Source organism: Streptomyces sp. ADI95-16 (assembly GCF_003721495.1).
Classification (GTDB): domain Bacteria; phylum Actinomycetota; class Actinomycetes; order Streptomycetales; family Streptomycetaceae; genus Streptomyces; species Streptomyces goshikiensis.
The window spans coordinates 4803980-4817478 of the sequence record NZ_CP033581.1; the positions used below are offsets into that span (position 1 = coordinate 4803980).

Annotated in this window: 12 protein-coding genes; 4 read left to right on the top strand and 8 right to left on the bottom strand. The window is 71.9% G+C overall.

The annotated features are described in order from the left end of the window. The first annotated feature begins 193 nt into the window (after nt 1–193). From EES41_RS21385 to EES41_RS21395, 3 genes are all read left to right on the top strand, one after another. Nucleotides 194–1384, top strand: a complete 1191-nt coding sequence (locus tag EES41_RS21385) for a sigma-E factor regulatory protein RseB domain-containing protein (protein WP_123079927.1) — start codon at nt 194–196, stop codon at nt 1382–1384. Nucleotides 1385–1482: 98 nt separating this feature from the next. Continuing rightward, nucleotides 1483–1686 (top strand): ribbon-helix-helix domain-containing protein, encoded by a 204-nt coding sequence (locus EES41_RS21390; protein WP_229895123.1) that lies wholly within the window; start codon nt 1483–1485, stop codon nt 1684–1686. Then, nucleotides 1683–2096: a hypothetical protein gene (locus EES41_RS21395; RefSeq protein ID WP_008738400.1), complete on the top strand. Its 414-nt coding sequence runs from the start codon at nt 1683–1685 to the stop codon at nt 2094–2096. Before EES41_RS21390 ends, EES41_RS21395 begins: the two co-directional genes overlap by 4 nt. Here the strand turns inward: EES41_RS21395 and EES41_RS21400 are convergent. The 3 genes from EES41_RS21400 to EES41_RS21410 all read right to left on the bottom strand — a co-directional run bounded on the left by EES41_RS21400 (nt 2093) and on the right by EES41_RS21410 (nt 5659). Then, nucleotides 2093–3433, bottom strand: coding sequence for a M28 family metallopeptidase (locus EES41_RS21400; protein ID WP_123079928.1), 1341 nt, complete (start codon nt 3431–3433; stop codon nt 2093–2095). The genes EES41_RS21395 and EES41_RS21400 overlap by 4 nt on opposite strands. Nucleotides 3434–3639: 206 nt before the next feature. Further along, nucleotides 3640–4683 carry an EamA family transporter RarD gene (rarD, locus tag EES41_RS21405; RefSeq protein WP_123079929.1) on the bottom strand — a complete coding sequence of 348 codons (1044 nt, stop codon included), beginning with the start codon at nt 4681–4683 and terminating at the stop codon, nt 3640–3642. Between the two features lie 121 nt (nt 4684–4804). Further along, the gene (locus EES41_RS21410; RefSeq protein ID WP_123079930.1) at nt 4805–5659 is read right to left on the bottom strand and encodes an SDR family oxidoreductase; all 855 of its coding nucleotides are present in this window, start codon (nt 5657–5659) and stop codon (nt 4805–4807) included. Between the two features lie 95 nt (nt 5660–5754). On the opposite strand from EES41_RS21410, the gene EES41_RS21415 reads away from it, so the two are divergent. Beyond that, nucleotides 5755–6129: a helix-turn-helix domain-containing protein gene (locus EES41_RS21415; protein ID WP_123079931.1), complete on the top strand. Its 375-nt coding sequence runs from the start codon at nt 5755–5757 to the stop codon at nt 6127–6129. 37 nt (nt 6130–6166) lie between these two features. Here EES41_RS21415 and EES41_RS21420 read toward each other — a convergent pair whose 3' ends face one another. The 5 genes from EES41_RS21420 to EES41_RS21440 all read right to left on the bottom strand — a co-directional run bounded on the left by EES41_RS21420 (nt 6167) and on the right by EES41_RS21440 (nt 13498). Then, a complete protein-coding gene (locus EES41_RS21420) occupies nt 6167–7225 on the bottom strand; it encodes a 2-oxoacid:ferredoxin oxidoreductase subunit beta (protein WP_123079932.1) in 1059 nt (352 codons plus the stop codon). Beyond that, nucleotides 7218–9182, bottom strand: a complete 1965-nt coding sequence (locus EES41_RS21425; RefSeq protein WP_123079933.1) for a 2-oxoacid:acceptor oxidoreductase subunit alpha — start codon at nt 9180–9182, stop codon at nt 7218–7220. Before EES41_RS21425 ends, EES41_RS21420 begins: the two co-directional genes overlap by 8 nt. Nucleotides 9183–9336: 154 nt before the next feature. Continuing rightward, complete coding sequence (locus EES41_RS21430) at nt 9337–9996, bottom strand: response regulator transcription factor (protein WP_302186190.1); 660 nt, start codon at nt 9994–9996, stop codon at nt 9337–9339. A 435-nt stretch (nt 9997–10431) separates the two neighbouring features. Continuing rightward, nucleotides 10432–11721 (bottom strand): sensor histidine kinase, encoded by a 1290-nt coding sequence (locus EES41_RS21435; RefSeq protein WP_123079935.1) that lies wholly within the window; start codon nt 11719–11721, stop codon nt 10432–10434. A 604-nt stretch (nt 11722–12325) separates the two neighbouring features. Further along, on the bottom strand, nt 12326–13498 hold the full coding sequence (locus tag EES41_RS21440) for a sensor domain-containing protein (protein WP_123079936.1): 1173 nt from the start codon (nt 13496–13498) through the stop codon (nt 12326–12328). Nucleotide 13499: the final 1 nt, after the last annotated feature.

Here is a 13499-nt window from a genome sequence, read left to right on the forward strand (position 1 = left end):
GGCCCGGCATCCCCTACGGGTGGGGGAGGCCGGGCCCGGGTTTTGTCATCCCTGGGGCGTACGCGGAGTTGATTCCGGGGAGTGACGCCTTACCCCCCTCTCCTTTGGTCAGATAGAGGCACATCCCCACCAGATCGGGTGAGATTGGCGCCGCGGGGTGGACGTGACGCATCTACGGAGGCAGGGCATACAGATGGCAACGAACTCGAAGACCCGCAAGGCCGCTCGGTACGCCGTACCGGTGGCGGTGCTCGGCGTCGCCGCGGCGACCATCGCGATCCCGGCGTTCGCCAACGGCGGCGGCCCGGACCTGCCGAAGGTCACCGCACAGCAGCTCGTCGAGAAGATCGCGGCTTCGGACGTGGAGCAGCTGTCCGGCACCGCGAAGATCAGCACGGACCTGGGCCTGCCGACCGTGGCGAGCGGCCTCCTCGGCGGCGGCGGTGTCGCGGGCGGCTCGGCCGACCCGCAGGACAAGGTCGCCCAGCTGGCGAACGGGACGCACACCTTCCGCGTCGCGGCCGACGGCGAGGACCGCCAGAAGCTGACCTTCCTCGACGGCAAGGACGAGTACACCCTCGTCCACAACGGCGCCGACGTGTGGGGATACGACACCCGGTCGAACGAGGCCTTCCACGAGAAGGACGCCGACGCGGCCAAGGGCGGCCAGCGCAAGGGCGAGCGCCTTCCCGCCTCGCCCCAGCAGATCGCCCAGGACGTCCTGAAGGCCGCCGGCCCGACCACGGACGTCACCGTCGGTGACACCGCCCAGGTCGCCGGCCGGGACGCCTACCAGCTGGTGCTGAAGCCCAAGCAGAGCGGCTCGACGATCGGCTCCGTCCAGATCGCCGTGGACGCCAAGACCGGCGTGCCGCTGCGCGTGCAGGTGCTGTCCAGCCAGGGCGGCAAGCCGATCGTGGACGCGGGCTTCACCAAGGTGGACTTCGCCAAGCCGGCCGCCGACACCTTCACCTTCACCCCGCCCAAGGGCGCGAAGGTGACCGAGGGCGCGCCCGGGAAGGGCGAGGGCCGCGGCGGCCACGACAAGGGCTTCAAGGCCCTGGAGTCCCTCCCGGGTCTGGGGGGTCTGACCGGCGGCGGCGAGCACGGCGAGCCGAAGGTGCTCGGCGAGGGCTGGTCGACGGTCGCGCGCATCGACACGGGCGCCGGCCAGGGGCTCAAGGCGCTGGAGAGCGACAAGAACGCGCCCAAGGAGGCCAAGCAGCTCCTCAATTCGCTCGGCGACAAGGTCAAGGGCGGCTTCGGCGAGGGCCGGATCCTCTCGACCCGCGTGGTCAACGCCCTGATCACCGACGACGGCAAGGTCTACGTCGGAGCGGTCACCAAGGACGCGCTGGTGAAGACGGCGAACGCCGACAAGTAACCGCCGCATGGTGCGAAGGGTGGGCGGGGACTGTGTCCCCGCCCACCCTTCGGCCGTTCCGGTCCCCGGTACAGCGGCCCCGCTGTACGGTGAAAAGCATGTCGAGACACGTCACCATCCGCCTGAACGAAGAGTTCCACGAACGCCTCAAGGCGCGCGCGGCGGCACTGGGGACGACGGTCACCGCGTTGATCACCGAGGTCACGGAACGCGAACTGGACGAGGACCGGAGCAACTTCCTCTCCGGCATCGAGGAGTTCGCCGACCACTGGGGCTACTTCCAGGAGCGGTTCGGCAATTGAAAATCACCATGGAGTGGGCCTGGACCGCGCTGGCCCATCATCTGCCCTCGGATCCCGCCGTGTGGGATCCCTCCGGCGTGGCCGCGGCCGTCGCCCGGCACCAGAACGATCTCGTCCTGGTCCCCGAACAGCCCGCCCCGGACACCGCGTGGCGGGCCGCCGCGTTTTTGCACACCCTCGCGGTGTGCCCGGCGCTGGAATCGCCGATGAACGAGTTCTACGCGGCCGCCGCCACCCGCTCGTACCTGCGGGTGGCGGGGGCCGGGCAGTTGCCCTCGCCCGAGGAGCTGGGCGACCTGGTCGAGGCGGCGAAGCTGGGGCTCGCGGACGTCGCCGCGGTCGCCCGGGAGCTGCGGGCCCGGATCCAGGCGCCGCAGCCCTCCTCCTTACGGGCGGGGCCGGAGGACTAGAAGGTGATCTTCCAGCTGTTGATGTAGCCGACGTCCTGCGCCGCCGCGTCCTTGACCTGGAGCTTCCAGACCCCGTTGGCGACCTCGCTGGAGGCGTTGACGGTGTACGTCTGGACGAGGTTGTCCGCGCTGCCGCCGCTGCGGTTGTGGAGGTTGTAGACCGTGCCGTCGGGGGCGACCAGGTCGACCACCAGGTCACCGCGGTACGTGTGGACGATGTTCACGTCCACCTTGGTGGTGGCCGGGGCGTTGCCCGTGACACCCGTGACCGTGATCGGCGAGTTCACCGCGGCGCCGGGGGAGTCCGGGATGCTGACGTCCGCGGTGTTCTCGAAGGACTGGCCGGGCGGCACCGGGGTGGCCGCGCCGAGGGTCCAGACCGCGTAGGCGATGGCGTCGGCGTTGCGGTCGAGGGCGGTGTCGTTGATGTTCGCCGAGGTGTCGCAGGAGGAGTGGTAGCAGCGGTCGAAGGCCTGACCGGAGGTGCCGCCCCACTTCTGCGCCTGGGTCGCCGTCTTGGTGTAGTCGGCGCCGGAGAACAGGCCGCCGACGGGTATGCCCGCGCTCTTGAACGGCGCGTGGTCGGAGCGGCCGTCGCCCTCGGTCTCTATCTCCGTCGGGACGCCGAGCCCGGCGTAGTAGTTCTTGAAGGTCTGCTCGATGGCCGGGTCGTCGTCGTAGACGAAGTAGCCCGGGTTCGGCGAGCCGATCATGTCGAAGTTCAGGTAGCCGGAGATCTTCGCCTTCTCGGCGGCCGGCAGGTTGTTGACGTAGTACTTCGAGCCGACCATGCCGAGTTCCTCGGCGCCCCACCAGCCGAAGCGCAGGTGCTTCGTCGGCTGGAGCCCGGCCCGCGAGACCGCCAGCGCGGTTTCCAGGATGGCGGCCGAACCGGAGCCGTTGTCGTTGATGCCGGGACCCGCGGTCACCGAGTCCAGGTGGGAGCCGGACATCAGGACCGAGCTCGGGTCGCCGCCGGGCCAGTCGGCGATCAGGTTGTAGCCGGTGGCTCCGCTGGAGGTGAAGGTCTGCAGCGTGGTCGTGAAGCCCGCCGCGTCCAGCTTGGCCTTCACGTAGTCGATCGAGGCCTTGTAGCCGGCCCGGCCGTGGGCGCGGTTGCCGCCGTTGGCGGTGGCGATGGACTGGAGCTGCGTCAGGTGCGCCTTGACGTTGGCCAGCGGGATGTCGGGCGGCGTCGGCGCCGCGGCCTGGGCCGGGGCCTGGGTCGGGGCCTGGGTCGGGGGCGCGGCGAGCGCGGCGGGAGCGGTGGAGGCGAACAGCCCCGTGACCGCGATCGCGGTCACGGCGGCGAGGCGCCGGGAGACGGACATGCTCATGTGGGGGCTCCGGGATTCCGTTTGGGGATGTGAACGGAACGTGCGGGGATGGCGCGGGTGAGCGTTCGTGCGTCAGTGCGAGCCCGATGGTCAGTGAGCGGGTGACTATCCGTCAAGACCAGATTTTGGACAGGGGAGTTCGGAAAACGGACGATCCCCGCCGCGGAAGTTCCGCAGCGGGGATCGAGGGGTTCGTGGGTGGGGTGTTACGCGGGCTCGCGCGCCGGTGTGGCCACCGTGGGGGGCGGCTCAGGAGCTCCGTGGACCGCTCCGGCAACTTCGGCCGCTCCGGCAACCTCGGCCGTCACGGCCGCTTCGGTCGCGGCGGTCGCGGCGCTCGCTCCGGCCTCGGCCAGCCGGGCCCGGGAGCGGCGCGCCGTCCGCAGTGCGTCCCAGGTCAGCAGCGCGAGCGCGACCCAGACCAGGGAGAAGCCGGCCCAGCGCTCCGGCGGCATCGCCTCGTGGAAGTAGACGACGCCCAGCCCGAACTGGAACACCGGCGCCAGGTACTGGAGCAGCCCCAGCGTGGACAGCGGGACCCGGATCGCGGCCGCCCCGAAGCAGATCAGCGGGATCGCCGTGACCAGCCCGGTCGCGGCCAGCAGCCAGGCGTGCCCGGGGTCGCCGAGGGCGAAGGTGGACCGCCCCTGGACGCCCAGCCACACCAGGTAGCCGAGGGCCGGCAGGAACAGCAGCGCGGTCTCGGCGGCCAGCGACTCCACCCCGCCCATGTTGAGCTTCTTCTTGATCAGCCCGTAGGCGGCGAAGGAGAAGGCCAGCACCAGCGAGATCCACGGCGGCCGCCCGTACCCGATGGCGAGCACCAGGACGGCGGCGACACCGATGCCGACCGCCGCCCACTGCGCGCGGCGCAGCCGTTCGCCGAGCACCAGTACGCCGATCGCGATGGTGACCAGGGGATTGATGAAGTAGCCGAGGCTGGCCTCGACGACCGCGCCGTTGTTGACGGCCCAGATGTACAGGCCCCAGTTCACGGAGATCACCGAGGCGGCCAGCGTGGTCAGGGCGAGCTTGCGGGGCTGGCGGAGCAGCTCCCGTATCCAGCCCCAGCGGCGCATCGCCAGCAGTGCCACGCCGACCACGGCCAGCGACCACACCATGCGGTGCGCGAGGATCTCGATGGCGCCGGAGGGCTTGAGGAGCGGCCAGAACAGGGGCACGAGGCCCCACATCCCGTACGCGCCGAATCCGTAGAGCAAACCCGTGCGCTGCTCGGTCTGTGCCTTCACGGGGCCTCCAGTGCGAAATCCAGCCAACCTCTCGACGACGGTAGCGTCGCGCGGTCCGGATGTCATGCCCGTTATCGCGAGATACTCATGACATCGCCGGGGTCTTGCGCACCGGGGGCGGTCAGGCCAGGGCGCCCGCGATCGCCTCGGACACCGGGGTCGTCGGCCGGCCGATCAGCCGGGACAGGTCGCCGCCCGTACCGGCGAGGCGGCCGCGCGAGATCGCCGCGTCCACGTCGACCAGGAGCGCCGCGAAGCCCTCCGGGAGGCCGGCGCCCGTCAGGATCGACAGGTGCGCCTCGGCCGGGACCTCGGTGTACGCGACCGCGCGGCCCGCCTGCGCGGCGACCTCGGCGGCGTACTCCGCCAGGCTCCAGGCGGTGTCGCCGGACAGCTCGTAGACCCGGCCGAGGTGGCCGTCCCCGGTCAGCACGACGGCCGCGGCGGCCGCGTAGTCCGCCCGCGCCGCCGAGGCGACCCGGCCCGCGCCCGCGCTGCCCACGACCGCGCCGTGCTCCAGGACGGTGCCCAGGTTGCCGGTGTAGTTCTCGTGGTACCAGCCGTTGCGCAGGAAGGTGTACGGCAGTCCGGAGTCGAGGATCGCCTGCTCGGTGACCTTGTGCTCGGCGGCCAGCTCGAAGTCCGCCTCGGGGCCGCCCAGGATGCCGGTGTACGCCAGCTGCGCCACGCCCGCCGACTTCGCGGCCTCGATCACGGCGGTGTGCTGCGGCACGCGGCGCCCGACCTCGCTGCCCGAGATCAGCAGGACGCGGTCGCCGGCGTGGAAGGCGCCGGCCAGGCTCGCCGCGTCGTCGTAGTCGGCGATCCGTACGTCGATGCCGCGCTCGGCGAGGTCGGCGGCCTTCTCCTTGTTGCGGACGACGACGGCGAGGCGGTCGGCGGGGACCCGGCTCAGCAGCTCTTCGACGACGAGTCGGCCGAGGGCTCCGGTGGCTCCGGTGACGACGATGCTCATGGTGCTCTCCTGGTTTCCTTGCTGCGGGGTGATGTCACTAGCGTAGGGAGAGCGCTAACTTTTCGGTAGTACCCACTTCAAAGTAAGGTACTGGTATGGGAGTAAGCAGCGAAATCGCCGTGAAGGCCCCGATGTGCCCCTCCCGGGGGGTGCTGGAGCACGTCACCAGCCGCTGGGGCGTGCTGGTCCTGGCCGCCCTCGTCGAGCGCTCGTACCGCTTCAGCGAACTGCGCCGGGAGGTGGGCGGCGTCAGCGAGAAGATGCTGGCCCAGACCCTGCAGACGCTGGAGCGCGACGGGTTCGTCCTCCGCGACGCCAAGCCGGTGATCCCGCCGAGGGTGGACTACTCGCTCACGGAGCTGGGGCGCGAGGCCGCCGATCAGGTGTGGGCCCTGGCGCGCTGGACCGAGCGGCGCACGGCCGACGTGCAGGCGGCGCGGCTCGCCTACGACGCGGCCCGGACCCCCTAGACGGGGATCCGGGCCGGTCGGGTCGATCGCCGCCGGCTCAGCCGACGACGGTCCAGGTGTCGTTCCCGGTGAGCAGCGAGGCGAGGTCCCCCTTGCCGTGCTGGTCGACTGCCGTCTCCAGCTGCTCGGCCATGAGGGTGTCGTACACCGGCCGCCCGACGCTGCGGAACACCCCGATCGGGGTCTGGTGCAGGGTGTCGGGGTCGGCCAGCCGGGAGAGCGCGAAGGCGGTGGTCGGAGACGCGCCGTTCGCGTCGTGGACCAGGATCCGCGACTCGTTCTCCGGCGTCACCGTCACCACCTCCAGGTCGCCGGTGCGCTGGTCGCGGACCACGCCCTTGCCGCCCTCGGCGCCGAAGCGGATCGGCTGCCCGTGCTCCAGCCGGATCACCGCCTCCTGCGCCTGGTCCTTGTCCTTGAGGACCTCGAAGGCGCCGTCGTTGAAGATGTTGCAGTTCTGGTAGATCTCCACCAGCGCGGTGCCCTGGTGGTCGGCGGCCGCCCGCAGCACCTCGGTGAGGTGCTTGCGGTCGGAGTCCACCGTGCGCGCCACGAAGCCGGCTTCGGCGCCCAGCGCCAGGGACACCGGGTTGAACGGCGCGTCCAGCGAACCCATCGGGGTGGACTTGGTGACCTTGCCCAGCTCGGAGGTGGGCGAGTACTGGCCCTTGGTGAGCCCGTAGATCCGGTTGTTGAACAGCAGGATCTTGAGGTTGACGTTCCGGCGCAGCGCGTGGATCAGGTGGTTGCCGCCGATGGACAGCGCGTCGCCGTCCCCGGTCACCACCCACACCGACAGGTCGCGCCGCGAGGTGGCGAGCCCCGTCGCGATCGCCGGGGCGCGGCCGTGGATGGAGTGCATCCCGTAGGTGTTCATGTAGTAGGGGAAGCGGGAGGAACAGCCGATTCCGGAGACGAAGACGATGTTCTCCTTCGCCAGGCCGAGTTCGGGCATGAAGCCCTGTACGGCGGCGAGGACGGCGTAGTCACCGCAGCCGGGGCACCAGCGCACTTCCTGATCGGACTTGAAGTCCTTCATGGACTGCTTGGCCTCGGCCTTGGGCACCAGGGACAACAGGGTGGGTGCCTCAGTCATCGGTGGCCTCCTTGAGAACCGTGGCGAGCTGCTCGGCCTTGAACGGCATTCCGTTCACCTGGTTGTACGACTGCGCGTCGACCAGGTACTTCGCCCGGATCAGGGTGGCCAGCTGCCCGAGGTTCATCTCCGGCACCACTACCTTGTCGTAACGCTTCAGGACCTCACCCAGATTCCCCGGGAAGGGGTTGAGGTGGCGCAGATGGGCCTGTGCGATCGGGACCCCGGCGAGCCGCAGCCGGCGCACGGCGGCGGTGATCGGTCCGTACGTGGAGCCCCAGCCGATGACGAGCGTGCGGGCCCCGGCCGGGTCGTCGACCGTCAGCTCCGGCACGGCGATGTTGTCGATCTTGGCCTGCCGGGTGCGGACCATGAGGTCGTGGTTGGCCGGGTCGTACGAGATGTTGCCCGAGCCGTCCTGCTTCTCGATGCCGCCGATCCGGTGCTCCAGACCCGGGGTGCCCGGGACCGCCCACGGCCGGGCCAGCGTCCGCGGATCGCGCTTGTACGGCCAGAAGACCTCGGTGCCGTCGGCCAGCTCGTGGTTCGGGCCCGCCGCGAACGGGGTCTTCAGGTCCGGGAGGTCCGCCACGTCCGGGATCCGCCACGGCTCGGAGCCGTTCGCGAGGTACCCGTCGGAGAGCAGGAACACCGGAGTCCGGTACGTCAGCGCGATCCGGGCGGCGTCCAGCGCCGCGTCGAAGCAGTCCGCCGGGGTCCGCGGCGCCACGATCGGGACCGGGGCCTCGCCGTTGCGCCCGAACATGGCCTGGAGCAGGTCCGCCTGCTCCGTCTTGGTCGGCAGCCCCGTGGAGGGCCCGCCGCGCTGGATGTCGACGATCAGCAGCGGCAGCTCCAGGGAGACCGCCAGGCCGATCGTCTCCGACTTCAGCGCCACACCCGGCCCGGAGGTGGTGGTCACCGCGAGGGACCCGCCGAAGGCCGCGCCCAGCGCCGCCCCGATGCCGGCGATCTCGTCCTCGGCCTGGAAGGTCCGTACGCCGAAGTTCTTGTGCTTGCTCAGCTCGTGCAGGATGTCGGAGGCCGGGGTGATCGGGTACGAGCCCAGGTAGAGCGGCAGCTCGGCCTGCCGGCCCGCCGCGATCAGCCCGTACGACAGGGCCAGGTTCCCCGAGATGTTGCGGTAGGTCCCGGTGGGGAAGTCGCGGGTGGCGGGGGCGACCTCGTAGGAGACGGCGAAGTCCTCGGTCGTCTCGCCGAAGTTCCAGCCCGCCCGGAACGCGGCGACGTTCGCCTCCGCGATCTCCGGCTTCTTCGCGAACTTCTGCCGCAGGAAGGCCTCCGTCCCCTCGGTGGGCCGGTGGTACATCCAGGACAGCAGGCCCAGCGCGAACATGTTCTTGCTGCGCTCGGCCTCCTTGCGCGGCAGCCCGAAGTCCTTCAGGGCCTCGACGGTGAGCGACGTCAGCGGGACCGGGTGGATGCTGTAGGCGTCCAGCGTGCCGTCTTCCAGCGGCGAGGTCGCGTAGCCGACCTTCGCCATCGGGCGCTTGGTGAACTCGTCGGTGTTGATGATGATCTCCGCGCCGCGCGGCACGTCCCCGATGTTCGCCTTCAGCGCCGCCGGGTTCATCGCCACCAGGACGTTCGGGGCGTCGCCCGGCGTCAGGATGTCGTGATCGGCGAAGTGCAGCTGGAAGGAGGAGACGCCCGGCAGGGTGCCGGCGGGCGCCCGGATCTCGGCGGGGAAGTTCGGCAGGGTGGAGAGGTCGTTCCCGAACGACGCCGTTTCCGAGGTGAACCGGTCACCGGTCAACTGCATGCCGTCACCCGAGTCACCCGCGAACCGGATGATCACCCGATCGAGACGGCGGACCTCCTTGCGGTTCCCGTTCCCACCCGGATGGCCGGCCGTCCGTTGCTCGCCGACCGCAGTCCCTTCGGCCTCTTCGGCCCCGTCGGCCTGCTCGGCTGGGCTACTGACCTGGCTGGTCACTGAACTGGACCTCCTTCGAGGCGGGCGCTCGCTCCCGAGGTCAACCCTACGTCCGTGAGGGTTTGCATCCTCGGGGCGCCCGAATTCTGGACCGCCCCGGAGGGCGGCCTGTCCGACAGACGCCGTGCTGCATACCTGACAGAGTGTCAGTTGATCAAGACCGGAGGTAGGTGAGAACCGCCAGGACGCGCCGGTGATCCCCGTCACTCGGGGACAGACCGAGCTTCATGAAGATGTTGCTGACGTGCTTCTCCACCGCCCCGTCGCTCACCACGAGCTGCTTCGCGACCGCCGAATTCGTGCGGCCCTCGGCCATCAGGCCCAGCACCTCGCGCTCGCGGGGCGTCAGACCCGCCAGCACGTCCTGCTTGCGGCTGCGGCCCAGCAGCTGGGCGACTACCTCCGGGTCCAGGGCCGTACCGCCCCTGGCCACCCGGACCACCGCGTCCAGGAACTCCCGGACCTCGGCCACCCGGTCCTTCAGCAGGTACCCCACCCCGGTGCTGGAACCGGCCAGCAGTTCGGTGGCGTACTGCTCCTCCACGTACTGCGACAGCACGAGCACGCCTATGCCCGGGTGGTCGCGCCGCAGCCGCACCGCCGCCCTGACGCCCTCGTCGGTGTGGGTCGGCGGCATCCGTACGTCCGCCACCACCACGTCCGGCAGCGCGTCCTCCGCGGCGAGGTCCGAAACCGTCTTGATCAGGGCCTCCGCGTCACCGACGCCCGCGACGACGTCATGCCCCCGGTCGGTCAGCAACCGGGTCAGGCCCTCGCGCAGCAGCACTGAGTCCTCGGCGATGACCACACGCACCCTGTCTTCCACGATTCAGCAGCTCCCGCATCCACAACGCGTCCGGTAATGCCTGGCACAGCCAAGCATCCCAGCCTTGAGCCTCGATCAAGGGCGGTTCCGGGCCAACACGTCGCGTACGGACAGCGATTTCCGATGCGGGGCGGTACGGAGCGGGACGGGTGCGGAACGTTTCGCGGCGCCCGGCGCAGCCCCGACGCGGGCCCCGGCGCGGCCCCGGCGCCCCGGCGCCCTTCCGTCCCGGCGGCCCGGGCGCCCTTCCGTCCCGGCGCCCGCGCGGCCCCGGCACCCTGCGCCTGGTGCGCTGGCGGCCCGGTGCCCCGGTGCCCCGGTGCCCCGGCGGTCTTGCGGCCCGGCGCCTGGTGCCCTGGCGGCCCGGGGCCCTTCCGTCCCGGCGCCCGGCGCCTTTCGGTCGGCGCCCGGCGCCGTTCCGCCCTACGCCCGCCAGGGGAGCTCGGCCGTGACGGTCGTGCCGCCCGCGGCGGGGGAGTCCACCACCAGGACCCCGTCCACGGCGTCCAGCCGCTCGGTGAGCCCGGCCAGCCCGCCGCCCTGCCGGGCATCGGCCCCGCCGCGGCCGTCGTCGGTGACCTGGATCAGCAGCCGGTCCCCGGACTTCCACACGTCCACGCTCGCGTTCCGGGCCCCCGCGTGCTTGCTGATGTTCTGGAGCAGCTCCGAGACGGTGAAGTACGCGATCCCCTCGATCGCCGCCGCCGGGCGGCCCGGCAGCTCCACCGCCACCCGGACCGGCACGGCGCACCGGGAGGCCACCGAGGACAGTGCCGCGTCCAGCCCCCGGTCCGTGAGCACCGCCGGGTGGATGCCGCGGGCCAGGTCGCGCAGCTCCTGGAGGGCGATCTTCACCTCGCCGTGCGCCTCGTCGACCATCCGGGCGGCCGCCCGCGGGTCCTCGGTCAGCTTCTCCTTCGCCAGCCCCAGGTCCATGGCCAGCGCCACCAGCCGGGCCTGCGCCCCGTCGTGCAGGTCCCGCTCGATGCGCCGCAGGTCGGCGGCCGCGGTGTCGACGACGACGCCCCGGTCGGACTCCAGCTCGCTGACGCGGTGGGCGAGCCGGGAGGGCCCGAGCAGCCCCGCGACGAGCACCCGGTCGACGGTGGTCAGCGCCCGCACCACCCACGGCGTGAGCAGCGTGAACGCCAGTCCGATCAGGCAGGCCGCGGCGATCTCGGCGGGGCCGTCCAGGTAGAGGGAGTGGTCGTCGTTCTCGAAGAGCTCCAGCCCCGGCTGGTCGGTGTAGGTGGGGAAGACCCAGTACCAGAGCGGGTACAGGAGCATGGCCCACCCGTACGCCCAGAACACCAGCGCCAGCGAGAAGGTGAACACCGCCCACGGGAAGTGGATCACCGAGTACAGCGCGTGCCGCCAGGCGCTCCCGCTCTTCAGTACCGTCCCCATCGCGGCGAGCGGCCCCGGCTTCGCGGCCCGGACCGGCTCCGGATCCGCCACCTCCACGCCCAGCAGCCCGCGCACCCGGGCCCGCTCCAGATATCCGAAGCCGCGGCACATCGCGAGTACGCCGGCCAGCACCGGAATCCCGAGGAAGGTGACCAGCAGCCCGGCGCCGAGGCTGATCCCGGTGATGGCGAGCGAGAAGTACACCGTGCTCAGCGGCAGCCCGAGCATCAGGTACCCGAACTCCCGCCAGGCCCACCCCGACACCGGCGCCCGCAGCACCCGGCCGATACCCGTCCCGTTCGCCATGACCCCACCCCGTCCTTCCACGATCCTGTCCACCCCCCCAACCCTCGCCGCCGCCCGCCCCGCCGACCATCCGGCCCGTGGGCGTCCCCACCGGGGGGATAACCCCACCCCGGGCCCGGCCGCCTGACCCCAGCCCCGCCGACCGACCCCAGCCCTGCGGCCCGATTCCAACCCCGCCGCCTGACCCACCCCCGCCGAGTGACTCCACTCCGTCGCCTGATTCCAGCCCCGCCGGCGTTTGAGGCGCGGGGTCCGGGGCGGCGCCCCGGGAAGCCGACCCGCAGGGCGGCAACAGCGCCGCAGCCCCACGGGCCAAAGCCCGCAGGGCGGTAACGATGGCACCCCACGGCCCCGGCCCCGCAGGGCGGTAACGGCGGTACCTCACGGGCGCGGGCCCGCGGGGCGGCTACGGCAGTACCTCGCAGACGCGGGCCCGCAGGGCGGCTACGGCAGCACCCCACGGGCGCGGGCCCGCAGGGCGGCTACGGCAGCACCCCACGGGCGCGGGCCCGTACGGCGACGGCGGTACCTCACGGGCGCGGGCCCGCAGGGCAGCTGCGGCGGTGCACCGCGGCTCCCGGCCCGTACCGCGGCAGCGGCCCGGCTACATCCCCCGGTCCCGCCACGGCAGCTCCGCCGTGACCACCGTCCCCGCCCCCTCCGGGGAATCCACCAGGAACACCCCGTCCACCGCCCCCAGCCGCTCCGCGAGCCCCGCCATCCCCGACCCGGCCAGGGCACTGGCTCCGCCCCGCCCGTCGTCCGACACCCGGATCAGCAGCCGCGCCCCCGACCGCCACACCTCGACCCCCGCGCCCCGGGCCTGCGCGTGCTTGCTGACGTTCTGCAGCAGCTCCGAGACCACGAAGTACGCGATCCCCTCGATCGCGGCCGCCGGCCGCGCCGGCAGGTCCACCGCCACCTTCACCGGCACCACGCACCGCGACGCCACCGACGACAGCGCCGCGTCCAGACCCCGGTCCGTCAACACGGCCGGGTGGATCCCCCGCGCCAGGTCCCGCAGCTCCTGGAGGGCCAGCTTCACCTCGCCGTGCGCCTCGTCCACCATCGCCGCCGCCCCCTCGGGGTCCTCCAGCAGCTTCTCCTTGGCCAGGCCCAGCCCCATCGCCAGCGCCACCAGCCGGGCCTGCGCCCCGTCGTGCAGGTCCCGCTCGATGCGCCGCAGGTCGGCGGCCGCGGTGTCGACGACGACCCCCCGGTCGGACTCCAGCTCCGCGATCCGCCGCTCCAGCTCGTCCGACGGGGACAGCAGGCCCCGTACCATCGCCCGGTCCACGTTGGCCAGCCCGCGCGCCACGTACGGCAGTACCGGCCACAGCACGAACAGCCCGGTCAGCGTCACCGTGAAGGTCAGCACCCCCCACGGCAGCCGCACCAGCTCGAACAGCACGTTCCGCCAGGCCACCGGGTCCTTGACCGTCGCCCACAGCCACGGGAAGAACCCGCCGGCCCGCGCCGGCCCCGGCAGCGGAGTCGGCTCGTCCACCCGGACGCCCAGCAGCGCCCGTGCCCGCGCCCGCTCCAGCCGTCCCAGCCGGCGAGACACGAAGAGACCGCAGGCGAGCAGCGGAATGCCGATCGCGGTAACGGACAAACCGCCCGCCGTCACTACCATGGTGAGGGTGTAGACGAAGCCGATCAGCGCCGCCGGCAGATTGGCCAGCAGGTACGCGATTTCCTTCCAGGTACCGGCACTGAGGGCCGGACGTACCCGGGGCGGCCGGTCTTGGTCGGAGGCTTGAACGATCACGGTCATG